This is a genomic window from Synechococcus sp. CS-205 (assembly GCF_025128255.1).
In the GTDB taxonomy this organism is placed as follows: Bacteria; Cyanobacteriota; Cyanobacteriia; order PCC-6307; family Cyanobiaceae; genus Regnicoccus_A.
Genome location: NZ_JAHLZB010000024.1, coordinates 1 through 23,141, shown reverse-complemented (window position 1 = coordinate 23,141; position 23,141 = coordinate 1). Strand labels below are relative to the sequence as shown.

21 protein-coding genes and 2 tRNA genes are annotated in these 23,141 nt (G+C 69.2%); 12 read left to right on the top strand and 11 right to left on the bottom strand.

Going from position 1 to position 23,141, the window contains the following annotated elements:
- Nucleotides 1–25: 25 nt before the first annotated feature.
- The 3 genes from ggt to KQ297_RS05295 are packed head-to-tail and all read right to left on the bottom strand — an operon-like array spanning nucleotide 26 to nucleotide 6,032.
- On the bottom strand, nucleotides 26–1,801 hold the full coding sequence (gene ggt, locus KQ297_RS05305; protein ID WP_259738499.1) for a gamma-glutamyltransferase: 1,776 nt from the start codon (nucleotides 1,799–1,801) through the stop codon (nucleotides 26–28).
- A complete protein-coding gene (locus KQ297_RS05300) occupies nucleotides 1,788–5,531 on the bottom strand; it encodes a hydantoinase B/oxoprolinase family protein (RefSeq protein ID WP_259738498.1) in 3,744 nt (1,247 codons plus the stop codon). The genes ggt and KQ297_RS05300 overlap by 14 nt, the downstream gene beginning before the upstream one ends.
- A 9-nt stretch (nucleotides 5,532–5,540) precedes the next feature.
- Complete coding sequence (locus KQ297_RS05295) at nucleotides 5,541–6,032, bottom strand: YajQ family cyclic di-GMP-binding protein (RefSeq protein WP_259738497.1); 492 nt, start codon at nucleotides 6,030–6,032, stop codon at nucleotides 5,541–5,543.
- A gap of 65 nt (nucleotides 6,033–6,097) precedes the next feature.
- Between KQ297_RS05295 and KQ297_RS05290 the strand changes: the two genes are divergently transcribed.
- Complete coding sequence (locus tag KQ297_RS05290; RefSeq protein ID WP_259738496.1) at nucleotides 6,098–6,529, top strand: MAPEG family protein; 432 nt, start codon at nucleotides 6,098–6,100, stop codon at nucleotides 6,527–6,529.
- A 12-nt stretch (nucleotides 6,530–6,541) separates the two neighbouring features.
- On the opposite strand, the gene KQ297_RS05285 is transcribed toward KQ297_RS05290, so the two are convergent.
- Nucleotides 6,542–7,450, bottom strand: coding sequence for an SPFH domain-containing protein (locus tag KQ297_RS05285; RefSeq protein ID WP_185466144.1), 909 nt, complete (start codon nucleotides 7,448–7,450; stop codon nucleotides 6,542–6,544).
- Nucleotides 7,451–7,553: 103 nt separating this feature from the next.
- On the opposite strand from KQ297_RS05285, the gene KQ297_RS05280 reads away from it, so the two are divergent.
- A complete protein-coding gene (locus tag KQ297_RS05280; protein WP_259738495.1) occupies nucleotides 7,554–8,003 on the top strand; it encodes an NfeD family protein in 450 nt (149 codons plus the stop codon).
- Here the strand turns inward: KQ297_RS05280 and KQ297_RS05275 are convergent.
- Genes KQ297_RS05275 through ebsA form a run of 3 tightly spaced genes read right to left on the bottom strand, consistent with a single transcriptional unit; the run spans nucleotide 7,981 to nucleotide 10,118 of the window.
- Entirely contained in the window at nucleotides 7,981–8,493 is a 513-nt protein-coding gene (locus tag KQ297_RS05275; RefSeq protein ID WP_185474803.1) for a DNA recombination-mediator protein A, read from the bottom strand. The genes KQ297_RS05280 and KQ297_RS05275 overlap by 23 nt on opposite strands.
- Nucleotides 8,494–8,548: 55 nt before the next feature.
- Nucleotides 8,549–9,646, bottom strand: a complete 1,098-nt coding sequence (locus tag KQ297_RS05270) for a phosphotransacetylase family protein (RefSeq protein ID WP_259738494.1) — start codon at nucleotides 9,644–9,646, stop codon at nucleotides 8,549–8,551.
- A gap of 34 nt (nucleotides 9,647–9,680) precedes the next feature.
- A complete protein-coding gene (gene ebsA, locus KQ297_RS05265) occupies nucleotides 9,681–10,118 on the bottom strand; it encodes a type IV pilus biogenesis protein EbsA (protein ID WP_259738493.1) in 438 nt (145 codons plus the stop codon).
- Between the two features lie 89 nt (nucleotides 10,119–10,207).
- Between ebsA and KQ297_RS05260 the strand changes: the two genes are divergently transcribed.
- Nucleotides 10,208–10,960 carry an NAD-dependent epimerase/dehydratase family protein gene (locus KQ297_RS05260; RefSeq protein ID WP_259738492.1) on the top strand — a complete coding sequence of 251 codons (753 nt, stop codon included), beginning with the start codon at nucleotides 10,208–10,210 and terminating at the stop codon, nucleotides 10,958–10,960.
- Nucleotides 10,961–10,985: 25 nt separating this feature from the next.
- Here the strand turns inward: KQ297_RS05260 and map are convergent, their stop codons facing one another.
- The gene (gene map / locus KQ297_RS05255) at nucleotides 10,986–11,849 is read right to left on the bottom strand and encodes a type I methionyl aminopeptidase (RefSeq protein WP_259738491.1); all 864 of its coding nucleotides are present in this window, start codon (nucleotides 11,847–11,849) and stop codon (nucleotides 10,986–10,988) included.
- Nucleotides 11,850–11,909: 60 nt separating this feature from the next.
- On the opposite strand from map, the gene KQ297_RS05250 reads away from it, so the two are divergent.
- From KQ297_RS05250 to gltX, 6 genes are all read left to right on the top strand, one after another.
- Entirely contained in the window at nucleotides 11,910–12,233 is a 324-nt protein-coding gene (locus KQ297_RS05250) for a peptidase (protein WP_259738490.1), read from the top strand.
- A 42-nt stretch (nucleotides 12,234–12,275) separates the two neighbouring features.
- Entirely contained in the window at nucleotides 12,276–12,806 is a 531-nt protein-coding gene (gene rplS / locus KQ297_RS05245; RefSeq protein ID WP_259738489.1) for a 50S ribosomal protein L19, read from the top strand.
- A gap of 64 nt (nucleotides 12,807–12,870) precedes the next feature.
- Nucleotides 12,871–12,943, top strand: a tRNA-Trp gene (locus KQ297_RS05240).
- A 36-nt stretch (nucleotides 12,944–12,979) separates the two neighbouring features.
- Nucleotides 12,980–13,168, top strand: a complete 189-nt coding sequence (locus tag KQ297_RS05235; protein WP_006043540.1) for a hyperconserved protein Hcp — start codon at nucleotides 12,980–12,982, stop codon at nucleotides 13,166–13,168.
- Nucleotides 13,169–13,291: 123 nt separating this feature from the next.
- Nucleotides 13,292–13,365: transfer RNA gene (locus KQ297_RS05230), tRNA-Asp, on the top strand.
- Nucleotides 13,366–13,389: 24 nt separating this feature from the next.
- On the top strand, nucleotides 13,390–14,856 hold the full coding sequence (gene gltX / locus KQ297_RS05225; RefSeq protein WP_259738488.1) for a glutamate--tRNA ligase: 1,467 nt from the start codon (nucleotides 13,390–13,392) through the stop codon (nucleotides 14,854–14,856).
- On the opposite strand, the gene KQ297_RS05220 is transcribed toward gltX, so the two are convergent.
- Together KQ297_RS05220 and KQ297_RS05215 are read right to left on the bottom strand one after the other, a co-directional pair.
- On the bottom strand, nucleotides 14,847–16,172 hold the full coding sequence (locus KQ297_RS05220) for a sodium:proton antiporter (RefSeq protein WP_259738487.1): 1,326 nt from the start codon (nucleotides 16,170–16,172) through the stop codon (nucleotides 14,847–14,849). The two genes, gltX and KQ297_RS05220, sit on opposite strands and share 10 nt — an antisense overlap.
- Before the next feature lie 23 nt (nucleotides 16,173–16,195).
- Nucleotides 16,196–16,438 (bottom strand): hypothetical protein, encoded by a 243-nt coding sequence (locus tag KQ297_RS05215; protein ID WP_185466126.1) that lies wholly within the window; start codon nucleotides 16,436–16,438, stop codon nucleotides 16,196–16,198.
- Between the two features lie 57 nt (nucleotides 16,439–16,495).
- Here KQ297_RS05215 and polA point away from each other — a divergent pair, with 57 nt between their 5' ends.
- Entirely contained in the window at nucleotides 16,496–19,375 is a 2,880-nt protein-coding gene (gene polA / locus KQ297_RS05210) for a DNA polymerase I (RefSeq protein WP_259738486.1), read from the top strand.
- Between the two features lie 89 nt (nucleotides 19,376–19,464).
- The gene (locus KQ297_RS05205) at nucleotides 19,465–19,917 is read left to right on the top strand and encodes a hypothetical protein (protein WP_259738485.1); all 453 of its coding nucleotides are present in this window, start codon (nucleotides 19,465–19,467) and stop codon (nucleotides 19,915–19,917) included.
- Here KQ297_RS05205 and KQ297_RS05200 read toward each other — a convergent pair.
- Entirely contained in the window at nucleotides 19,847–21,565 is a 1,719-nt protein-coding gene (locus KQ297_RS05200; protein ID WP_259738484.1) for a nucleoside-diphosphate sugar epimerase/dehydratase, read from the bottom strand. The genes KQ297_RS05205 and KQ297_RS05200 overlap by 71 nt on opposite strands.
- A gap of 11 nt (nucleotides 21,566–21,576) precedes the next feature.
- Here KQ297_RS05200 and KQ297_RS05195 point away from each other — a divergent pair, with 11 nt between their 5' ends.
- The gene (locus tag KQ297_RS05195; protein WP_259738483.1) at nucleotides 21,577–22,800 is read left to right on the top strand and encodes a tyrosine-protein kinase domain-containing protein; all 1,224 of its coding nucleotides are present in this window, start codon (nucleotides 21,577–21,579) and stop codon (nucleotides 22,798–22,800) included.
- The last annotated feature ends 341 nt before the right edge of the window (nucleotides 22,801–23,141 follow it).

Here is a 23,141-nt window from a genome sequence, read left to right as displayed (position 1 = left end):
GCCGGACTCCGGGAGTAGCCCGGTTTCACTCACCCGAGAGCGCCGCTTCGGCGCGCCGGGGATCCACAGCGCCCAGGGTGCCGCCGCCGGGCAGGGCCTCGAGCGAGTGGGCCGCCCCCATGGCAGGCACCAGCCGCCAGCGGTGTCCCATCGCCTCCAGGATCCTGAGGGTGTCGGGGCTGAGGCCCTCCTCCACCGCCAGCTGATCGGGCCAGTGCTGGCTGTGGATCCGGCTGGCCGCCACGGCGGAAGCCAGGTTCAGGCCATGCTCGAGCCGGTTGAGCAGCACCTGCAGCACGGTGGTGATGATGCGGCTGCCACCCGGGCTGCCGGTGGCCAGCAGCGGCAGCCCCTCGGGGCTGAGCACCAGGGTGGGCGCCATCGAGCTCAGCGGCTGCTTGCCGGGGGCGATGGCATTGGCTTTCCCCTGCACCAGGCCGAAGGCATTGGGCGCCCCCGGCAGGGCGGTGAAGTCGTCCATCTCGTTGTTGAGCAGGAACCCGGCGCCGGGCACGCTCACGCCATTGCCGTAGGGGAAATTCAAGGTGGTGGTGGTGGCCACCATCGTGCCGTCGCGATCGATCACCGAGAGGTGGGTGGTGTTGGTACTTTCAACGGCGCGGCCAGCGGGGGGTGGATCCAGCTCGCCGGCCGGCCGGTGGCTCTCGGGCCGGATCGTGCGGCGCAGCTGATCGGCATAGCCCTGGCTCAGCAGGCGCTTCAGGGGCATCTCAACGAAGCGTGGATCCCCCAGCCAGCGGTTGCGGTCGCGATAGGCCAGGTTCATCGCCTCCACCATCGGATGCAGGGCCGCGGCACTGTTCAGCCCCAGGGCTGCCAGGTCGAAGCCTTCGAGGATGTTGAGCAGCTGGATCAGGGTGACCCCGCCGGAGCTGGGCGGGGGCATGGCGATCACGGGATGGCCCCGCCAGTCGCCCAGCAGCGGAGCCTGGAGGCGGGCCCGGTAGCCGCGGAGGTCGTCGGCGCTGATCAGGCCTCCGCGGCGGCGCATCAACGCCACCAGCTGCTGGGCCACCGGCCCTGCGTAGAACCCCTGCTCCCCCTCAGCCGCGATGCGGCGCAGGGTGCCGGCAAGCTCCGGCTGGCGCAGGTGATCACCGGGTCGGTAGGGCTTCCCCCCGGGGCGTAAGAACAACCGCGCCGATTCGGGATCGGCGCGCAGCAGCGGTGCCGCGGCCTGCAGGGAATCCGCCAGGGCCTTGCTCACCACCACGCCCTCATCGGCCAGGCGAATCGAGGGGGCGATCAGGCGGCCCAGGGGGAGCCGGCCGTAGTGGCGGTGGGCCAGCAGCAGCCCGGCCACCGTGCCGGGCACCCCGGTGCTGAGCAGGCTGCGGGTGGCCTTGCGACGGTCCACCGCGCCGCTGGCATCGAGCAGCAGGTCGGGGCCGGCCGCCAGGGGCGCGCGCTCCCGGAAGTTGATCGTCACCGCCCGGCCCTGGCCCACCCGCAGCTCCTGGGGCGCCAGCGGCTGCCCTCGGCTGAGCCGCTCGGGCTGCCAGAGCACCAGGAAGCCACCGCCGCCAAGGTTCCCCGCCTGGGGGTGGGTGACCGCCAAAGCAAAGGAAGCCGCCACCGCCGCATCCACGGCATTGCCCCCCGCCCGCAGCGCATCGCGGCCGACCCGGGACGCCTCCGCCTCCTGACTGGCCACCATGCCCCCCGCCGACCAGAGCGGCTGGAACCGTTGGCCGGCCTCCTGGAGCACATTCGCCGCCGCCGCCAGCGGCAGCAGCACGACAGCGAGGCCCAGCAGGCACCGACGTTCAGCCAGCGCCATAACCGCCCCCTCCTGGGGTTTCGATCACGAGGGCCTCACCGGCCTCCAGCGTCAGCTCCACGCCTCCCCCCAGCTCCAGTTCCGTGCCATTCGCGCGGATCAGGCGGTTGCGGCCCGTCAGGCCGGGGCCGCCGCCCGCCAGTCCGAAGGGGGCGACCTGGCGGGAGCCGGAGAGGATCGCGGCGGTCATCGGCTCGAGGAAGCGGATCCGCCGCACCACCCCATCCCCGCCCCGCCACCGGCCGGCGCCACCGCTGCCGCGGCGCAGCACGAAGGCCTCCAGCCGCACCGGAAAGCGCTCCTCGAGGATTTCAGGATCGGTGAGGCGGGAGTTGGTCATGTGGCTCTGCACCGCCGAGGCCCCTTCGAATCCCTGGCCATCGAGGGAGCGACCAGCGCCGCAGCCACCGCAGATCGTCTCGTAGTACTGGTAGCGCGCATTGCCGAAGCTGAGGTTGTTCATGGTGCCCTGGGCGGCGGCCAGCACCCCCAGGGCCGCGAACAGGGCATTGGCGATCGCCTGGGACGTTTCCACGTTGCCGGCCACCACCGCGGCCGAAGGGCTGGGACGGAGCAGGCAACCCGGCGGCACCACCAGCTCCAGGGGCCGGAAGCAGCCGGCGTTGAGCGGTACCGCCTCGCCCACCAGGCAGCGGAACACGTAGAGCACCACCGCCCGGGTGATCGCCAGGGGGGCATTGCGGTTGCCTGGGTCCTGGGGGGAGGTGCCCGTGAAATCGATCACTGCCCGGCGGGAGGCGCGGTCGAGACGCACGGCCACCTGAAGATGCAGGCCCCCATCGAGGGGGAGGCTGAAGCAACCGGGCTCGAGCCGATCGATCACCCGCCGCACCACCTCGGCTCCGTTGTCCTGCACATGGGCCATGTAGGCCGTCACCCGCTGGAGCCCCTCGCGCCCTGCCAGTTCCAGCAGCAGCTGGGCACCCAGCTGGTTGGCCGCCACCTGGGCCTGCAGATCGGCCAGCAGCTGCTCGGGGTTGCGCACGGGATGGGGACCGGCCGCGAGCCGCTGCCGCCAGTCGGCGGCCAGCAGCTCGCCCTCGCGCAGCAGGGGGACGTTGTCGAGCAGCACCCCCTCCTCAGCGAGGCAGCGGCTGAAGGGAGGCATCGAGCCGGGGGTGATGCCGCCCACATCGGCGTGGTGCCCCCTGGAGGCCACGAAGAAATCCGGAGCTGCCTCGCCGACTGAGCCGTGGACCGGCCGTGAACCCCGCCGGGGCACGAACACCGGCGAGATCACCGTCAGATCGGGGAGATGGGTGCCGCCGTTGCAGGGGTCGTTGGAGACGATCGCGTCGCCGGGCCGCAGGGGAGGGCGCTCACCCCGGCGCACCGCCTCAAGCAGGCCCTGCACACTGGCCCCCATCGAGCCGAGATGGACCGGGATGTGGGGCGCATTGGCCACCAGCCCGCCATGGGCATCGAACAGCGCACAGGAAAAATCGAGGCGCTCGCGGATGTTCACCGAGCGGGCGCTCTGCTGCAGGCGCACGCCCATCTGCTCGGCGATGGCGCTGAAGCGGTGGTTGAACAACTCCAGGCTCACCGGATCCACCGCAGCCGTGGCCGCCTGCGACGGTCCGGCCGCGGCTCCCGAAGGCCGGTGGCTGAGCAGGAGAGCGCCATCGGGGCGGCACTCGGCCCGCCAGCCCGGAGCCAGCCAGGTGGTGCCGGTGGCCTCCACCACCAGCGCCGGGCCCTCGAGCCGGGCACCGGCCGCCAGGCCGTCGCGCTGCAGCAGGGGAACGGCCCGCCAGGCGCCGTCCCAGTAGAGCTGGATCGGCTGGTTCGGGGCGGATGGAGCACAGCCCGCCCCCGGCTCGGGCCGCCATGGGGCCGGATCAGGGCCCGGGGCCACCACCTCCACCAGCAGCCACTCCAGCGTGAGGTCGGGGCTTTCAGGCCGGTGACCGAAACGGCGCTGGTGGGCACGCTCGAACTCCCGCCGCAAGGCGCTGGCCTCCTGCAGAGGCAGGGGGAGCGTCACTTCGCTGGCCCGGAGCCGAACGCCGACACTCACCTCGGCGTGAACTGCGGCCTGAACAGCGGCGTGATCAGCAGCGCAGGGAGCACCCGCCGGCCCCAGCAGGGCCTGCCGGCCCTGCTCGATCAGGCTGCTGGCCTGGCGGTGGAGCCGCTCCACCAGGGGCTGATCCAGGGGACGTCGCACCACCTCCTCCAGCAGCAGGCGCTGATCGGCCAGGCCGATGCCGTAGGCCGAGAGCACCCCGGCCAGGGGATGAAGCAGCACCCTGGTGATGCCCAGCCGCTCGGCCAGGCCGCAGGCGTGCTGGCCGCCCGCTCCGCCGAAGCAGACCAGGGTGGCGCCGCGGACGTCATGGCCCCGCTGAATCGAGATCCGCCGGATCGCCTCGGCCATGCGATCGATCGCGATCGCCAGGGCTCCTTCCGCCAGCTCCTCGGCTGTGGGTTGCCCGCCGCCGGCCATCGCCACCCGCTCAGCCAGCTCCTGAAAGCCCCGCCGCACCACCTGCGGATCGGGCCCCTGATCGGCGGCCGGCCCGAAGACCGCGGGGAAGGCCTGCGCCTGCAGCCGACCCAGCAGCAGGTTCGCGTCGGTGATCGTGAGCGGCCCGCCGCGCCGGTAACAGGCCGGCCCGGGATCGGCCCCGGCCGAGGCGGGGCCCACCTGCAGGCGCTGGCCATCGAAGTGCAGCACCGACCCACCGCCGGCGGCCACGGTGTGAATCGGCAACATCTCCGCCTGAAGGGTGAGGCCGGCAATCTCCGTTTCATCCCGCCGATCCCAGCCCGGGCCGGGTCCGCCGGCCTGCACATGGAAGACATCGGTGGAGGTGCCCCCCATGTCGAACCCCACGATGGGGGTGCTCCCCCCCGCCAGCCGAACGGCGGCGACCATGCCACCGGCCGGACCGGAGAGGATCGTGTCCTTGGCCTTGAGCAGTTCGGGGGCCACCAGGCCGCCGCTCGACTGCATCACCCGCAGACGGCACTCGGGGCCCAGCTCCCGCCGCAACCGCTCGAGGTAATCGGCCAGGGCCGGCGCCACGGTGGCCTCCACCACGGCCGTCTGGGCGCGGGGCACGAGACGGGGACGCAACCCCACCTGATGGGAGAGCACCACGGGCTCAAAGCCGAAGGGCTGCAACCAGGTGCCCAGCCGGCGCTCATGCTGGGGGTGACGGGCGCCGTGGAGCAGCGCCACCGCGCAACTGCTGAAGCCCTCGGCGCGCGCCTCCAGCAGGGCCTTCTCCAGGGCGGCATCAAGGCCCAGGGGCTGGAGTTCGCTGCCATCCGCCGCCAGGCGCCCCTCCACCTCCAGCACCCGCCCGTAGCGGGGAGCCGGGCGCTGGACATGGAGGGCAAACAGATCCGGGCGATGCTGGTCCCCGATCCAGGGGGCGTCGGCGAAACCGCTGCTGATCAGCAACAGGGTGGGAGCCCCCCGGTCTTCCAGCAGCGCATTGGTGGCCACCGTGGTTCCCAGCCGCACCTCGCTCACCGCCCCCGCCGGCAGCCGTTGGCCGGGGGCCACCCCCAGCAGTTCACGGATGGCGACCACCGCCGGCTCACCAGCCAGCGCAGGCTGCTGGGAGAGCACCTTGCGCACCACCAGTTCGCCGCTGGGTCCCAGGCCGACCAGATCGGTGAAGGTGCCGCCGCGGTCGATCCAGAAGCTCCAGCCCCGCTGGGTGCCCGGCTGCTGAGGGCTCTCAACTGCGCTCACCCAGGGGCCTCAGCGGTAGTTCTCGAACTGGAGCGGCACCTCCGGGTCTTCGGCGCGCAGGATCTGGATCACCTGCTGCAGGTCGTCCTTGTTCTTGCCGGTGACCCGCAGGCTCTCGCCCTGGATCGCCACCGTCACCTTCTTGATCCGGTCGCGGACGGTCTTGCTGAGCGACTTGGCCAGCTCCTGGCTGAGCCCCTTGCGCAACTTCACCACCTGCTGGAGGCGGTTGCCGCCCACGGGCTCAGGGGTCTGGAAATCGAAGATCTTCAGCGAGAGCTGGCGTTTGGTGGCCTTCTGGCGCAGCACGTCGGCCACCGCCTCGAGGGTCATGTCACTGGCGGTGGTGATGGTGAGGCTGCCCTCCTCCAGCTCGATCTCGGTCTTGGAGTCCTTGAGGTCGTAGCGCTGGCCCACCTCGCGTCGCACCTGGTCCACGGCATTCACGAGTTCCTGCCGGTCGAAATCGGAAACCACGTCGAAGGAGTAGGTGTCGGCCATGGGCAGCGGCTGCGCTCGGATCGGGCTCAATCCTAGAAAAGAGGCCCTGCTGCGCTCCGCTGCCGATGCCCGCCGCCCTCTTCGCCGCCGCCCCCGCCCTGGCCTGGTCGCTGTTGCTCTCGGGGGCGGTGGTGGTCCTCAGCCTGGTGCCCCTGGGGGCCGGGCGGGCCAGCGCCGACTTCACCCCGGCCGATCTGGCGGCGCCGCGGGCGATGTTCGAGCGGCTGCCGGCCTGGGGTCAGCGGGCCAGCTGGGCGCACCAGAACAGCTTCGAGGCCTTCACCCTGCACGCGCCGGCCTGCCTGCTCTGCCTGCAGGCGGGGGCGGGCGGCCTGCCGGTGACCGTGGCGGCCCTGCTGCAACCGCTGCTGCGGCTGGCCTACATCGGCGCCTACGTGGGCGATGTGCCGCTGCTGCGCTCCCTCTGCTGGGCGGGGGCCCTGCTCAGCACGGCCCTGCTCTACCTGGAAGGCCTCAGGGCCGTGCTGGCAGCCTGAACCCGGAACGCCTCAGCCCTTCTGCAACCCCCGCAGGGCCGCCAGCAGGGCGGCAGGACTCTGGGGATCCACCATCAGCACACTGCCGCCGGGAGCCTTGCCCAGCTGCTCGCCCATCTCCATCCAGTCCTGGGCGAGCAGCAGCCGCAGCGCTTCGGAACCCGACGGGCTGGCCTCGATCAGCCGGGCCAGCTCGGCGGCGGCGTGGCCGCGGGCCATGGCCAGCATCTCCTGCTGCTTGGCCTGGGCCTCGGCATCGAGCAGCAGCGCCTCCTGCTGGGCCTTGGCATCGAGCACCAGGGCCTCGGCGCGGCCCTTGGCGGCATTCACCTCCGCTTCCCGCTGCCCTTCCGAGCGCAGCACCGCCGCCCGCTTCTCCCGCTCGGCGCTCATCTGCATCTCCATCGCCTGCTGCACGCCCGGCGAGGGCATGATGTCGCGCAGCTCCACCCGGGTCACCTTCACGCCCCAGGGGTCGGTGGCCTGGTCGAGCTCCCGCAGCAGCATCTCATTGACGTCCTGGCGGGTGGTGAAGGTCTGATCGAGGTCGAGCTTGCCCATCTCGGCGCGGATCTGGGTGAGCACCAGGTTCACCATCGCCGCCTGCAGATCATCCACGCCGTAGTGGGCCTTGGCGTGCTGCAGCAGCTGCCAGTAGACCACCGCATCGACGGTGATCGAGACGTTGTCGCGGGTGATGCACTGCTGGGGGGGGATGTCGAGCACCCGCTCCTTCAGCGACTGGTTGCTGACCACCCGCTCCAGACCCGGCAGCACGAAGGAGAGGCCCGGCTGCAGCTCGCGGTCGTAGCGGCCGAGCCGCTCCACCAGCCGGGAGCGCCCCCCGCTGGTGACCTTCACCCCGCTGGCGCCGAGCACGGCCAGAAGCACCAGGGCGGGGATGGAGAACAGACCTTCCATGGCAGCAGGCGCCGCAGCGCAGAACGGAACAGCGGCCCGATCGGAGCCGGCTTCAGCCTAGGAAGACCCTCCGCCGCAGACTGGAGACCCCCGCGCTGTTGTGATGCATCCCCTGATCTGGCTGGCCGGTGGCGGGGTGTTGCTGCTGCTGGAGCTGATCTTCCCCAGCGTGGATGGATTCGTGATCGGTGGGGTGGCGGCGCTGCTGCTCTCGGCCATCTCGGCGCTGCTGCCCCTCGCTGCCGGGATCCAGCTGGCGCTGTTCAGCCTGATCTTCCTGGGGGGCTACGTGGGGCTGAGACGCTGGTCGCTGCGGGGCCGGCCGGCACCCGATGCCCTCAGTGAGCCCGGCAGCGAGCGGGCGGAGGTGATCCAGCCCTTCGACGGGCGCGGGCGGGGTCGTGTGCGCTGGCAGGGCCAGAGCTGGGCGGCAGAGCTGCTGGAGAACGGCCGGGGGCCGGCCCCCCAGGCAGGGGAGGAGGTGACCGTGCTGCGGCGGGAGGGGACCCGCCTGCAGGTGCTCGCGGCCCTCAGTCGAAGAACATCAGGCTGACCACCTTGTTCATGTCTTCGGCGGTGCGGCAGCTGGAGAGCAGGGTCTCACTGTCGTGGAAGGCGTAGCAGATGAGTTGGTCGCAGCGACCGATGATCTCCTGGTTGCAGAGGCTGCTGGCCATCGGCAGGGGCAGCTCGTCGTGCTCGGGCTTCTCGACCAGATGCAGCACCCGCTCGATCTGCTCCCGTGACTCTCTGGGCTGGCGCTCGAGGCTCTGGGGCAGGAGCACGGTGAGCCGGGCCGGATCGACACTGATCACCCCACGGATCACCGCCGCATTCACCCCCTGGGAGCCGGAGGTGATCAGGTTGTGACCCTCCTGGGCCAGGGAGCGGGCCACCAGCTCCACCAGGTGGATCGAGACGGCCGGGACATGGCGGCTGCCGAGGATGGCGATGCGGCGCTTGCCGCGATCCTGGAGCAGGGCCAGCTCCTGCGCCAGCGTGTCGATCCGGTCGAGGGCCGGCAGATCAAGGGACCGGGTCACCTCGTGAATGCATCCGATGGGGGGAAACTAGCAGCGCCCTTGCGGGGCCCATGGTTCAGCCCTGCACCGCCAGTCCGAGTCGCGCGTAGAGGCGATCGAAACGGCAGTGCTCCTCCACCAGGCGAATGGCGTAACTGGCCTTGACGGTCTCGTGCAGGCGCACATGACCGAAGGCGCGCTCGATCACTTCCACCGTGGTCAGGGTGTCCTGTTCCACCTTGAGGATCGGCACCTCGAGCTCCTCGGCGCGGCTGATCAGCTGGGGGAGCGGTTCACCGGCCCCGGTGAGGATCAGGCACTGGGTGGAGGCCTCCAGGGCCGCCAGCTGGATGTCGGTGCGGTCGGCACCGGTGACCACGGCCATGTTGCGGCGACGGCGGAAGAACTCCATGGCGGAGTTGACGTTCATCGCACCGATCGAAAGGGTTTCCACCAGCAGATCGAGCCGCTCGTGGCAGCAGAGCACCCGGGCCTCGAGGCGCTCCACCAGCTCCTCCACGGTGACGCTGCGCAGCAGCGGACTGCGGGGCATCACACCGAACACCGGCAGGCCCAGCTGCTCGAGGGCCGGCACCACGTCGGCCCGCAGGCGCTCCGCGGCGTCGGGGTCGACGGCGTTGAGCACCACGCCGGCCAGCTGGTCCTGCAGCTGCTGGCGGGCCGCGAGCAGCGGATCAACGCTGCGGCTGTCGTCCCAGAGGTGAACCAGCACCACGGGAGCGTCCAGTCCCCGGGCCAGCTGGGGCAGGCTGAGGCCATAGAGCAGGCCTTCGCTGAGGGTGCCGGTGCCCTCCAGCAGGGTGAGGCCATCGGGGTAGGCCGCCAGCTGGTCACGCAGACGGGCGAAGCCCTCACCGGGATCCAGGTCGCCGCGCAGCAGCCGGTCCTGGGCCGTGGAGGCCTCGAGCAGATGCAGGGAGGGCAGCAGATGCGCCTCGGGCAGGCCGAGGATGTTGCCGATGAAGCGGACGTCGTCGTCGAGACAGCCCTGGGAGAGAGCCTCCCCCGGGCGGGCGGCACGCACGCTGGTGGCCAGGGGCTTGCCGTAGCGGACCGGGAAGCCCTTCTGCGCCAGGGTCCGGGTCAGGCCGAGCACCAGGGCGGACTTGCCGCTGAAGGGATCACAGGATCCGATCAGCAGGGTGCTGCTCATGGAATGACCTCGGGCTGGGCGCTGGGCCGTCAATCTATGCGGCGGTGGCCTGCGGGGACTCCCCCAGCAGCAGCCAGCGCCAGAAGCTCTCGGGCAGATCGCAGGCCGACGCCTCGAACACCTGGCCGCTCTGCTGCTCCAGCAGGTCCATCAGCCAGCGCACCAGCTGGTGGGTGGGCAGTTCGAAGCGGTAGCTGAGCTCAGGCGAGGCCGGGAAGCCGAGCTCACAGTGGCTGGTCTCCTGGGGAGCGAGCCCCGCCTGCCAGCGCAGCTGGAAGGGATGCTCCCCTTCCGGCCGCAGACGCCGCACCCCATCGAGTTCCCCGAGGGTGAGGCGATCAAGCGCCTGGATCAACCAGGCCTCACGCGTCACGCCGCCGCAGTAGGGCGCATAGAGAGCCACCAGTCCCGGGTCCTGGCTGGCGGTGGTGGCACTGGAGGGGGCGGCACCGAAGCGGAAGAACTGACCCAAGGGAGGCGAGAGGGGGAACAACGATCAGGCAAGCCGGGAAGCTCCGAGATCACGGATGATTCCCCTGCAAAGAATGCCCCATCCCCACCTTGCCTGGACCTGGTCAGACCGCCTCAGTGCTGCTGCCCCTGCGGGGACGCAGGGTGGCGGTGACCGGGGCCAGCGGCGCCCTGGGCACGGCCCTGCTGCGGGCTCTGCATGACCAGGGGGCCGAGCTGATCGCCCTGACCACCGCCACGGAGCCCGTGGTTCTGCAGGACGGGGAGGGCAGGCCGATCGCCCTGCGCAGCGTGGTCTGGTGCTGCGGTGAGGAGCAGCAGCTGGAACCACTGCTGCGCGAGGTCGAGATCCTGGTGATCAACCACGGCGTGAACGTCTACGGCGACCGCAGCGCCGCGGCGATGGCGCGCAGCCTGGAGGTGAACGCCCTCAGCGCCTGGCGGCTGCTGGAGCTGTTCCTGGGGCTGGGCGAAGCGCCCGCCGGCGGCCCCTGCCGGGAGGTGTGGGTGAACACCTCGGAAGCGGAGCTGCTGCCGGCCCTCAGCCCGCTTTATGAGATCAGCAAGCGCCTGCTCGGCCAGCTGATCAGCCTGCGGGTCCTCGACCATCAGGGGGAGAATCCCTGCCGGATCCGGCGCCTGGTGCTCGGACCGTTCCGCTCCGCCCTCAATCCCTTCGGAGTGATGAGCCCGGGCTTCGTGGCCGGCCAGGTGATCGCCCAGGCCCGGCGGGGCTTCGGCCTGATCATCGTGACCCCCAATCCGCTCACGCTGGTGCTGGTGCCGCTGCAGATGGCCCTGCGCCACGTGTACGGAAGCCTGTTCAGCAGGGCCGCTGTCTGAGGATCAAGGATCCTGAGTCACGGGCTCAGAAGTCGCGGTCGGTGAGGATCTCGCAGCCGTCGGAGGTGACCACGATCGTGTGCTCCCACTGGGCCGAGAGCGAACCATCCACGGTGACCACCGTCCATTGGTCGCGCAGGGTGCGGCACTTCTTGCTGCCGGCATTGAGGATCGGCTCGACAGCCAGGGTCATGCCGGCGCGGAGCTTGAGGTTGGGCAGGTCGCTGGTGCGGAAGTTGAACACCGACGGCTCCTCGTGCAGGTTGCGGCCCACGCCATGGCCGGTGTAGTCCTCCACCACGCTGTAGCCGTGGGCCTCGACGTGGTCCTGCACGGCGCCGGCGATGTCGAGCAGAGTGTTGCCCGCCTTGATCTTGCCGAGGCCACGCATCAGCGATTCCTGGGCCACGCGGCTGAGGCGGGTGGTGTCCTCGGAGCAGGCACCCACGCAGATGCTCACGCAACTGTCGCCGTGGTAGCCCTCGAAGTAGGCGCCGGTGTCGATCTTGACCAGGTCACCCTCCTTGATCAGCTGCCTGGCGCTGGGGATGCCATGCACCACCTGGTTGTTGATGCTGGCGCAGATGCTGGCTGGAAAACCGTGGTAGCCCTTGAAGCTCGGGGTGGCGCCCATCTCGCGGATGCGTTGCTCGGCGTGGCGGTCGAGGTCGGCGGTGGTCAGGCCCGGAGCGGCCATCTCCATGATCTCCCGCAGCACCGTGGCCACGATGCGGCTGGCCTGGCGCATCACCTGGATTTCGCGGGCCGATTTGATCTCCACGCCCCGTCGTCCCTTCTGGATGCGCGGACCGGTGCTGGTGACGGATGAGGCAGCACTGGTGGCGGCGCGGCCCGGGGTACTCGCCAGCAGGTCAGCGAACAGATTCATTGACGGTGCCGGGCATTCCAGGATTCAAGCTATCAACTTTCCTGATCGCTGCTGAGCACCATGCAGGTCCTGGCCCGGCTGCGCCGCTGGCATGCCCTGATCGGGCCGGTGGTGGTGCTGCCCCTGCTGATCACCGTGACCAGCGGCATGGGCTACCGCCTGCTGCGCGACTGGGGCGGGCTCAGCCGCGATCAGGTGCACGTGCTGATGGTGCTGCACGAAGGCGAATGGCTCTCTCCTGCGGGCGAAACGCTCTATGTGGCGCTCAATGGCCTGGGGTTGCTCTGGATGCTGATCACCGGCAGCGGCCTGGCCCTGCAGGGCTGGAGCCGCCAGCGCAGCCGGGCAGAGAGGACCGAGACCCGGGAGGATGGGGGAACATGAGCCGTTACAGTGGTTGTTTGGCCGGGCGATCGCAATTCTGGGATGGCAGCCGATTTGAACGACAGCGCCGAACCGAAGGCCGCACTGAAGGACGACACCAACATGGATGAGACGAGCGTGGATCAGACGGACGTTGATCAGACGGACGTGGTCGAGGCCGTCGCCGCCACGGCCGTGGAGGAGAAGCCCGCCGTGACCCCGGCTCGCACCGGCAAGCTGAGCGCCCAGGACCTGATCAAGGCCCTTGAAGCCGAGCAGCTCAAGAGCGATCTGCCCGAGATCTACGTGGGCGACACGGTGCGCGTCGGCGTGCGCATCAGCGAGGGCAACAAGCAGCGCATCCAGCCCTACGAAGGGGTGGTGATCGCCAAGCGCCACGGCGGGATGAACGAAACCATCACCGTGCGCCGGATCTTCCAGGGTGTGGGTGTGGAGCGGGTCTTCCTGCTGCACAGCCCCCAGGTCGCCACCGTCAAGGTGGAGCGTCGCGGTAAAGTGAGGCGAGCCAAACTTTTCTACCTGCGCGACCGTGTGGGGAAAGCTACCCGCGTGAAGCAACGCTTCGATCGCTGAAGCTTCATCGTTCATTGGCCCATGCCGGTGCCACTTCGTGCACCGGCTGAAGGGGCATCGTCATGCGCCGTTAGTTCAGCTGGTAGAACGCAGGTCTCCAAAACCTGATGTCGGGGGTTCAAGTCCTCCACGGCGCGCTCGATGCCCCTTCCTGCTCTTTCCTGGTTCCGGACATGGAGTTGGATCTACAACCCGGTGATGTGGTCAAGGTGCTGGAGTCTGCGGCTCTCGGCTGGGTGCGCGCGAGGGTCATCCGGGTCAAATCCGGGGGCCGCGTGGTGGTCCAGAGCGATCAGGGCCGGGAATTCACCGCCAGGGGCAATCAGGTGCGCCTGATCGAACCCGCCGGCTTCCGCCCTTAGAGCTCGCCTGCTTGCCAGCCGGTTGACGGCGGGGCTAGCGGCAGTGGATACTTCTCTGGTCGTCGTCACGACGCCAGAAGCCAGATCAGGCCAGGGTTTTCGCCCTTCAGCCCCTGGCCATCTGGGACTGTAGTTCAACCGGTTAGAGCACCGCCCTGTCACGGCGGAAGTTGCGGGTTCGAATCCCGTCAGTCCCGTTTCACTCTCATGAGCATCTGCCGGTGACGGTTCGGGTTCGTCTGGCTCCCAGCCCCACGGGAACCCTGCACATCGGCACCGCCCGCACGGCGGTCTTCAACTGGCTGTTCGCCCGCCATCACGGTGGAGCGTTCCTGCTGCGCATCGAAGACACCGACCGGGAGCGCTCCAGACCGGACTACACCGCCAACATCCTCGATGGTCTGGCCTGGCTGGGCCTCAGCTGGGACGACGACCCGGTGATCCAGAGCGAGCGGATCGAGGTCCACCGCGCTGCCATCGCCCAGCTGCTCGCCTCGGGGCACGCCTACCGCTGCTATGCCTCGGAAGCCGAGCTGGAGCAGATGCGTGAGCGGCAGAAGGCCAGCGGCTCGGCCCCCCGCTACGACAACCGGCACCGGCATCTGACGCCCGAGCAGCAGCAGGCGTTCATCGCCGAAGGCCGCGACGCGGTGGTGCGCTTCCGCATCGACGACGGCGCCACGATCGGCTGGAGCGACCTGGTGCGCGGGGAGATGCGCTGGAGCGGCAGCGACCTGGGGGGCGACATGGTGATCGCCCGGCGGGCGCCAGCCGATCGCATCGGCGACCCGCTCTACAACCTGGTGGTGGTGGTCGACGATGCCGCCATGGCCATCAGCCACGTGATCCGCGGCGAGGACCACATCGCCAACACGGCCAAGCAGCTGCTGCTCTACGAGGCCCTCGGCCTGCCGCTGCCCGTCTTCGCCCACACGCCCCTGATCCTCAACCAGGAGGGCCGCAAGCTCTCCAAGCGCGATGGTGTCACCTCGGTGGGTGAGTTCCGCGCCATGGGCTACACCGCCGAGGCCCTCGCCAACTACATGACCCTGCTGGGCTGGTCGCCGCCGGAGGGCATGGGGGAGCGGTTCACGCTCGAGCAGGCCGCCGCGGCGTTCGACTTCGATCGGGTCAACCGGGCCGGTGCTCGCTTCGACTGGGACAAGCTCAACTGGCTGAACGCCCAGGTGCTGCATGAGCTGGCCCCCACTGAGCTGCGCGAGGCCCTGGTTCCGCTCTGGCAGGCAGAAGGCTGGAGTGCGCCAGGCGCCAGCCCTGAGGCCTGGGAGCAGGAGCTCTGCGAGCTGCTCGGCCCCTCCCTCACCACGCTGCGCGATGGGGTCGAGCAGGCCCGGCCGTTCTTCGAGCGGCCCGAGCCCGACGAGGGCGCCCGCCAGCAGCTGCAGGCCGATGGAGCCACCGCGGCCCTCACGGCTGTGCTCGAGCGGCTTGAGGGACGCGACGCCAGCGACTCCGCCGACTCCCCGGAGCTGAGCGTTGAGCAGGCCAAAAGCCTGCTGGCCGAGGCGGCCAGCGCCGCCGGGGTGAAGAAGGGGGTGCTGATGAAGAGCCTGCGGGCGGGCCTGCTGGGCAGCCTGCAGGGTCCGGATCTGATCACCACCTGGCGGCTGCTGCACGCCAGCGGTGAAGACCGGGCAAGGCTGCGCCAGGCCCTCGCTCAGGGCTGAGGGTTCTCCATGGGCAAGGCCTGACTGGCCGCAGCCGTTGCGGGGATGACCCCAGCAGCAGATAGCTGTTGATCCTTGGCTTCCTCCCGCTGGCGCTCCTCCTCCTCCATCTCCTCCACGGTGAGGCGCAGGCCCAGCAGGCCCGCCAAGGGAGTCGCGGTAAATCCCTGAAGGCCCACGGTCATCAGGATCGTGAGGAACACCAGACCCTGCAGCGCTCCGGCCCCTTCCACGCCCGCTTCATAGAGCCGCAGGGCAAACAGGCTGGCCACAGCGGCGGTGACGATTCCGCGCGGGGCCAGCCAGCTCAGCAGCACCTTCTGGGCGCCACTCAGGGGCAGACCGAAGGTGGCGATCTGCATGGCCACGGGCCGCACCAGCAGCATCAGGGTGAGCACGCAGGCCACGCCACCCCAGCCGAGGGGGCTGAGATCCGCCCAGGCCACGTCGGCGGCCAGCAGCGGGAAGAGGATGCTGATCGCCAGCTGGGCCAGCTGGCGGATCAGGTCGTCGAGCATGGCGGCGTCGGTGTCGGCGAAGCGGCCCACCAGCACCCCGGCCATCACGGCGGCGGGCAGGCCCGATTCGGGCATCACCACCTCACAACCGGTGAACATCAGGAACATCACCCCCAGGGTGAGCTGCAGGCGCAGACCGCTCTCAGGATCCACGGGCAGCCGCCGCAGCAGCACCGCCAGCAGGAAGCCGCTCAGGGCACCCACCGCTACGCCGAAGCCGAGCCGCTGCAGCAGCTCCAGGGCGAGATCCTGCCAGTCGTAGCGGTCGGTGAGCACCAGCTCCAGCAGCAGCAGGGCCAGAACGGCGCCGACGGGCTCCAGCACCAGCCCCTCCCCCTCCAGCACATCGCCCAGGGGAGGCGCCAGACGCATCTGCTGAATCAGGGGGGTGACCACGGTGGGGCCCGTGCCCAGCACGATCGCGCTGTACACCGCCGCCAGCTGCCAGCTCAGACCGGCGAGCCAGTGGGCCGCCAGCAGGCCGGCGGGAAGGGCCACCAGCAGCCGCACCAGCACGATCCGCAGCACCGCCTGGCGGGTGGTGGTGCCGGGGAGGCTGAGCTTGAGCCCCCCGTCGAACAGCACCAGGCTGACCAGCAGCCCCACGATGGTTTCCAGGCCACTGCCCAGGGCGAAGGGGTCCACCAGCCCCAGCCCCGAGCGGCCGATCAACAGACCGGAGGCCAGCAGCAGCACCACCGACGGCAGGCCGGTGAGCAGGGAGGCGAGCTGGGCCAGGGCACCGGAGAAGACGGTGATCCCCCAGAGCAGCTGGAGCCTCTCGGGGGCATCAGTCATGGCACGATTCAACCACCATGGACTCAGTCGTCGAGGGCGGTGTACCTCGGCTCGACCCGGATGCCGATCACGCTGCTCGGACGCAGCACCAGGTATTCCCCCTCCAGGTCGTTGATCGGCACATTGATGAAGGCCTCGGGCGGACCGGCGTTGAGCACGGTGCCGTACCACTGCTGAAAGGCTTCGAGCGTGGGGAAGTGCACCAGTTCCCGGTGCCCTCCGGCCAGGAGCAGGTGGATGGCATAGCGGCGGGGTTGGCGCGTCATGGCGGCACGACCGTTGCCCCCCAGAATGCCCCAGCCGGCATGGGGATTGGGACGGGGATGGCCGAAGCACCGATGCTGCTGCTCGTGGATGGCCATTCCCTGGCCTTCCGCAGCTTCTATGCCTTCGCCAAGGGGGGCGAGGGGGGCCTGAGCACTAGGGAGGGGGTGCCCACCAGCGTCACCTACGGCTTCCTGAAGGCCCTGCTGGAGAACGTGAAGGGGCTGACCCCCCAGGGGGTGGTGATCGCCTTCGACACGGCCGAGCCCACCTTCCGCCACGAGGCCGACGCCAGCTACAAGGCCCACCGGGATGAGGCGCCGGAGCAGTTCTTCGCTGATCTGGCCAACCTGCAGGAGATCCTGGCGGGGGCGATGGATCTGCCCCTGTGCATGGCCCCCGGCTATGAGGCCGATGACGTGCTCGGCACCCTGGCCAACCGGGCCGCCGACGCGGGCTGGCGGGTGCGGATCCTCTCGGGTGATCGCGACCTCTTCCAGCTGGTGGACGACGCCCGCGACATCGCCGTGCTGTACATGGGCGGCGGCCCTTATGCCAAGAGCTCAGGCCCGCTGACGATCCGCCGCGAGGGCGTGATCGCCAAGCTCGGGGTGCCGCCGGAGGAGGTGGTGGACCTCAAGGCCCTCACCGGCGATGCCAGCGACAACATCCCCGGGGTGAAGGGCGTGGGCCCCAAGACCGCGATCACGCTGCTGAAGGCCCACCTCAACCTCGATGGCATCTACGCGGCGCTGGATCAGCAGAAGGGCGCCCTCAAGACGAAGCTCGAAACCGACCGCGACAACGCCTACCGCTCGCGCATGCTCGCCGAGATCCTGGTGGACATCCCCCTGCCGGCCGAACCGCGGCTGACCCTCGGCGACGTGGACGCCGCGGCCCTGGCCCAGCGGCTGGAGGAGCTGGAGCTGCACAGCCTGGCCCGGCAGCTGGGGGCCTTCGAGCGGGCCTTCTCCGCCGACCACCGGGCCCAGGAGCCATCTGCCTCCCCCGCCAGTCCCGAGCAGCCGGCTGAATCCACCGAGCCCTCAGCGGCGGCTCCAGACGACGCCCCGCCAACCCTGGAGCCCGAGATCATCCAGACCCCGGCGCAGCTCAAAGCCCTGCTGGTGCGACTGATGGCCGCCACCGATCCCGCCCGGCCGATCGCCCTCGACACCGAGACCACCTCGCTGAACCCCTTCCAGGCCGAGCTGGTGGGGGTGGGGCTCTGCTGGGGCGAAGGGGTCAGCGAGCTGGCCTACATCCCGATCGCGCACCAGCCACCACTGCCCCAGTTGCCGCTTGATCAGGTCATTGGAGCCCTGGCCCCCTGGCTCGAGAGCGCCCGGCACCCGAAGACCCTGCAGAACGCCAAATACGACCGGCTGATCCTGCTGCGCCACGGCCTCAGCCTGGAGGGGGTGGTGATGGACACCCTGCTGGCGGATTACCTGCGCGATGCCAATGCCAAGCACGGGCTGGAGGTGTTGGCGGAGCGCAATTTCGGCTTCACGCCCACCGGCTTCAGCGCGCTGGTGGCCAAGGGGGAGACCTTCGCGGCGGTGCCGATCGAGGCCGCCGCCCGCTACTGCGCCATGGATGTGCATCTCACCTGGCGGCTGACGCCGCTGCTGCGCGGCCAACTGCAGGAGCTGGGGGAAGCTCTGCCGAAACTGCTCGATCAGGTGGAACTGCCGCTGGAGCCGGTGCTGGCGCGGATGGAGGCCACCGGCATCCGCATCGACAAGCCCTATCTGGCGACCCTGAGCGAAGAACTGGCGGGCACCCTCGCCAGCCTCGAGGCCGGTGCCCGCGAGGCCGCCGGGGTCGACTTCAACCTGGCCTCCCCCAAGCAGCTGGGTGAGCTGCTGTTCGAGACGCTTGGTCTCGAGCGCAAGAAATCGCGCAGGACCAAGACCGGCTGGAGCACCGATGCCGCCGTGCTCGAGAAGCTTGCCGGCGACCATCCGGTGGTGCCACTGGTGCTGGAGCACCGCACCCTCAGCAAGCTCAAGAGCACCTACGTGGATGCCCTGCCGGCCCTGGTGGAGCCCGAAACCGGGCGGGTGCACACCGACTTCAACCAGGCCGTGACGGCCACCGGCCGCCTGTCGAGCAGCAACCCGAACCTGCAGAACATCCCCATCCGCACCGAGTTCAGCCGCCGCATCCGCCAGGCGTTCCTCCCCCAGGAGGGCTGGCAGCTGATCAGTGCCGACTACTCCCAGATCGAGCTGCGCATCCTCACCCACCTCTCGGGCGAGGAGGTGCTGGTGGCGGCCTACGCCAGCGGCGACGACGTGCACGCCCTCACGGCCCGGCTGCTGCTGGACAAGGACGAGGTGACGCCCGAGGAGCGGCGCCTGGGCAAGACGATCAACTTCGGTGTGATCTACGGCATGGGCGCCCAGCGCTTCGCGCGCGAAACCGGCGTCAGCCAGGCCGAGGCCAAGGAGTTCCTGGCCAAGTACAAGCAGCGCTACCCGAAGGTGTTCGCCTTCCTGGAGCTGCAGGAGCGGCTGGCCCTCAGCCGCGGCTACGTGGAGACGATCCTGGGGCGGCGGCGCCCGTTCGCCTTCGACCCAGGCGGCCTGGGGCGGCTGAAGGGCAAGCCGCCGGAGGAGATCGAGCTGGAGGTGGCCCGCCGGGCCGGGATGGAGGCCCAGCAGCTGCGGGCGGCGGCCAATGCCCCGATCCAGGGCTCCAGCGCCGACATCATCAAGCTGGCGATGGTGCAGCTCGACCGGCAGCTGCGGACCTCGGGCCTGCCGGCGCGGCTGCTGCTGCAGGTGCACGACGAACTGGTGCTGGAGGCCGCCCCCGAGGCGCTCGAGCCGGTGCTGGCGGCGGTGAAGCAGGTGATGGAGAACGCCGTGCGCCTGCGGGTGCCACTGCTGGTGGACACGGGGGTGGGGCCGAACTGGATGGAGGCGAAGTGAGGGGAGCGGCAGCCGGTCCGTGCCGGTCACGCCGGATTCCGTTGATAATCAGATTCAGGTGAGTCCACCAGTCCCCGATGCCGCCTTCGATGCCATCAGCGCTTCCGGAGCCTGAATCGCCACAGCGCAACCGCCGACCGAAACGGAGAGAGCTGTTCTGCCCAGCCCACCCCGAGCAGCGCCTCCTTGGCAACGGCCGCAAGTACTTTCTGCACCTGCTCAGCCCCGAGCAGCTCAAGCAGCGGGGCATGAGCGACAAGAAAGCGCGGCTGGTGATCCAGGCCTACCCGGTGCTGGTGCTCAGCAACGAATGGCTGGAGGAGCTGTTCTGCCCGGCCTGCGGCGGCAACCGCTGGTGCCATGTGTCGAAGCAAGATCGGATCAGCCACACAGTGCGCTGGGCGGAGCGCGAGCTCTGGCAGCAGGTGGCCCATGTGGATCCGGTGGTGGCCAACCCGAGCGTGGGTGAGTTCAGCCGGCGGGAAGCAGGGCGATCCCGGACTCGCCGGCAGGATGGCAGGAGGTGGTACGACTCTTGCTGACGGGGCCGGTCAGGGGCTGGTAGTCCCTCACCAGAGCCCGCAGGGCAGGAATCAGGCGCAGGTCGTCCCATTCCTCCAGGACGTGCTGCAGCTCCTCGACCAGGGGTTCCAGCTGCTCGGGAGCAAGGAAGTCCTCGTTGGCCTTGCGGATCAGGGGATGGTCGGTGGGCTGATCGCTCTCCTGGATCAGCAGCTCCTCATAGAGCTTCTCGCCCGGACGCAGGCCGGTGAAGGCGATGGCGATCTCCCCATCGGGATGGGCGTCGTCGCGGATCGTGAAGCCCGAGAGACGGATCATCTGGCGGGCCAGATCCAGGATCCGCACGGGTTCGCCCATGTCGAGCACGAACACCTCCCCGCCACGGGCCATGCCACTGGACTGCAGCACGAGCTCGACCGCCTCGGGAATCGTCATGAAGTAGCGGGTGATCTGCGGATGGGTCACGGTGAGCGGCCCACCGGCGGCGATCTCGCGGCGGAAGTGGGGCACCACAGACCCCGAGGAGCCCAGCACGTTGCCGAAGCGCACCATCGAGCAGATGGGCCCTTTCCCCGCGGCCGCCATGCGGGCGGCGGCGGCCTGCACGAGCAGTTCGCAGACCCGCTTGCTGGCGCCCATCACGTTGGTGGGACGGACGGCCTTGTCGGTGGAGATCAGGACGAAGCGCTCCAGGCCGCAGCTGAAGGCCACCTCCAGGGCCGCCCTGGTGCCATGCACGTTGTTGGCGACCCCGGCGCAGGGGTTCGCCTCCACCAGGGGCACATGCTTGTAGGCGGCGGCATGGAAGAGCACCTGCACGCCATGGTCATGGCAAAGCTTCGCCAGGCGCCGGCGATCGCCCACGTCCCCCAGGACCGGGACAAGGCCGGGCAGGGGGTGCCTTAGGACCTGGCGAAGGCTGCTGAGCTCCTGCTCGAGCTCGTAGAGGGCCAGCTCACTGCGCTCCAGCAGCACCAGGCGACGAGGCTGCTGGCGGTGGATCTGGCGGCAGAGCTCCGAGCCGATCGAGCCACCGGCGCCGGTGACCAGCACCACCTTCCCGGCCACGGCGGCACGCAGCAGGGACGGGTCAGGCTTGCAGGTCTCGCGACCGAGCAGATCCTCGATCGCCACTGGCCGCAGGTCGGTGACCACCTCCTCCCCGGCAGCGATGCGGGCCAGGGAAGGAATCGAGAGCACCGACAGCCCAAAGGCGGTGCACTGATCCACCAGCTCCCGACGGCGGCGGCGCGTGGCCGAAGGGATCGCCAACAGTATCTGCTGAATGCCATGGTGCTTGATCAGCTGGCTCAGCTGGTCGGGTGAGTGAATGGGCAACCCCTCCAGGCGGCGCCCCCACAGGGCCGGGTCGTCGTCGAGAATGCCTTGTAGCTCGTACCGGCTCTGATACCGCAGGTCGGCCAGCAGCTGAGCCGCCGCCTGACCGGCCCCATACACCAGGGTGGGCAGCCGCTGGTTCCGTCCTGGACCCTGATCCGGACTGATGGCGAAGGATCGCCTGGCCAGCCAGAGCCGCAGCAGGTCGCGCATGACGATGCGGCTGATGATCAGGCTCGCGGAGAGCAGCAGCCAGAACAGCAGCCAGAAACCGCGGAACGGGAGTTCGCCCGTTCCGAAGAGGGTGGAGACCAACAGCAGCAACAGCACCGCCAGCCCTGTTGCGCCAGTACGAAGACCTGCAGAGGAAACTGGAGATCGCCCAGGGCAACCTGGCCAGCTACCAGAGCACCCGCGACCAGTTCCAACTGGAGATCGCCCAGAACAACGTGCCCTGGAAGGTGATCAGCCCGGCGGAAGTCAATCCCATTCCTGTGGAACCCCGCCTGGGCCGAGGACTGCTGCAGGGCCTGCTGCTGGGTGTGGTGGCCGGAGGTGGTGTGGCCTTGGTGCGGGATCGCCTCGATCATGTGTTCCACACGCCGGGTGAAGTGCGTGAGGATCTGAAGGTGCCCCTGCTGGGGCACATCCCCTACATCTCCTTCTTCGAAGGGGTGCGACGGGACAAGCGCTTCCTGCTGGCGGACCTTGATGCCCAGCAGACCGGCATGGCCGGCTACCAGCGCTTCACCTACCAGGAGGCGTTCCGGAATCTCTACACCAGCCTGCGCTTCCTGAACAGCGACCGTCCGGTGAAATCGGTAGCGGTAAGCAGCTCGGTACCCTCGGAGGGCAAGAGTTTGCTGATCGTTCTGCTGGCCAAAACCCTGAGTGAACTGGGAAAGCGTGTGCTGCTGGTGGATGCCGACATGCGCCAGCCGCAGGTGCACCACCGCCTCGGCCTGAACAATCTCAGCGGGCTCTCGAACCTGCTCACCGAGGAGGGGTCCGACTGGCGCTCGTTGTTGCAGACTTTGCCCGACCACACCAGCTGGCAGGTGCTCACCGCCGGCCGTCGTGTGCCCGACCCGCCGCGTCTGCTGAGCTCCGCACGGATGGGGCAGCTGGTGCAGGACATCGCCGCCTCCGGCGCCTACGACCTGATCCTCTACGACACCCCGCCTGCCCTGGGCCTGGCCGATGCCTCCCTGCTGGCGGAAAACCTTGACGGCATTCTGCTGGTGGTGGGCCTGAACAAGGTGGACAGGCAACTGCCGCAACAGGCCATTGATCGGATCCGCTCCGCTGGTGCTCCTTTGCTGGGGGTAGTGACCAATGCCCGCAGCGCTACCGGCGAGAAGAGCAGTATCTACGGCTATAGCAAGTATGGCTACGGCAGCTACACCGATGGGGCCTCAGCCTTGGATCCAAGTACGGCTTACAACTACTACAACTCGGACAGCGATGCCGAAGCAGTCGAGGCGAAGGGAGTAGCAACCATCCTGCCCAGCAAGGAGAACAGAAAGCGCTGGAAGAAAGCACTGAAGAACTGGCTCCGGGGCTAACCATCGGCTTCCCGTAGGTACAGATCTTACGGAACGTCCTCAAAAGACAATCCCAAGCGAATGTCTAGGAACCAGTTCATGAACCTGCATACAGAGCATAGCACAAAAACACCTTGAGACGTTTCATTAGGTTGAGAAAGTTTTCCGACCCTTGGATCTCAATTCCGTCTTCACCTCCGAATTTTTCGGGAACCGATGGGCTAGGAGCCTGTCGCGCGTAGATCCCGCCCCGATCTCTCCACAGACGCCCCTGAATCTGCCCAGATCCCAGTGACTGCAATGGTTCTGGCTGAGACAATGGGGCATGCAGAAGCCCAAGTCCTTCCGTCCCTGGCAGCCGG

Bases quoted from the DNA above. Each gene is read 5' to 3' on its own strand.
- KQ297_RS05290 (WP_259738496.1), top strand. From the start codon at position 6,098: ATGCCCGCCGCCCTCTTCGCCGCCGCCCCCGCCCTGGCCTGGTCGCTG.
- polA (WP_259738486.1), top strand. From the start codon at position 16,496: ATGGCCGAAGCACCGATGCTGCTGCTCGTGGATGGCCATTCCCTGGCC.
- KQ297_RS05270 (WP_259738494.1), bottom strand. From the start codon at position 9,646: ATGAGCAGCACCCTGCTGATCGGATCCTGTGATCCCTTCAGCGGCAAG.
- rplS (WP_259738489.1), top strand. From the start codon at position 12,276: ATGGCAGCCGATTTGAACGACAGCGCCGAACCGAAGGCCGCACTGAAG.
- KQ297_RS05250 (WP_259738490.1), top strand. From the start codon at position 11,910: ATGCAGGTCCTGGCCCGGCTGCGCCGCTGGCATGCCCTGATCGGGCCG.
- KQ297_RS05235 (WP_006043540.1), top strand. From the start codon at position 12,980: ATGGAGTTGGATCTACAACCCGGTGATGTGGTCAAGGTGCTGGAGTCT.
- KQ297_RS05295 (WP_259738497.1), bottom strand. From the start codon at position 6,032: ATGGCCGACACCTACTCCTTCGACGTGGTTTCCGATTTCGACCGGCAG.
- ggt (WP_259738499.1), bottom strand. From the start codon at position 1,801: ATGGCGCTGGCTGAACGTCGGTGCCTGCTGGGCCTCGCTGTCGTGCTG.
- KQ297_RS05205 (WP_259738485.1), top strand. From the start codon at position 19,465: ATGCCATCAGCGCTTCCGGAGCCTGAATCGCCACAGCGCAACCGCCGA.
- map (WP_259738491.1), bottom strand. From the start codon at position 11,849: ATGAATCTGTTCGCTGACCTGCTGGCGAGTACCCCGGGCCGCGCCGCC.
- KQ297_RS05215 (WP_185466126.1), bottom strand. From the start codon at position 16,438: ATGACGCGCCAACCCCGCCGCTATGCCATCCACCTGCTCCTGGCCGGA.
- KQ297_RS05280 (WP_259738495.1), top strand. From the start codon at position 7,554: ATGCATCCCCTGATCTGGCTGGCCGGTGGCGGGGTGTTGCTGCTGCTG.
- KQ297_RS05220 (WP_259738487.1), bottom strand. From the start codon at position 16,172: ATGACTGATGCCCCCGAGAGGCTCCAGCTGCTCTGGGGGATCACCGTC.
- KQ297_RS05285 (WP_185466144.1), bottom strand. From the start codon at position 7,450: ATGGAAGGTCTGTTCTCCATCCCCGCCCTGGTGCTTCTGGCCGTGCTC.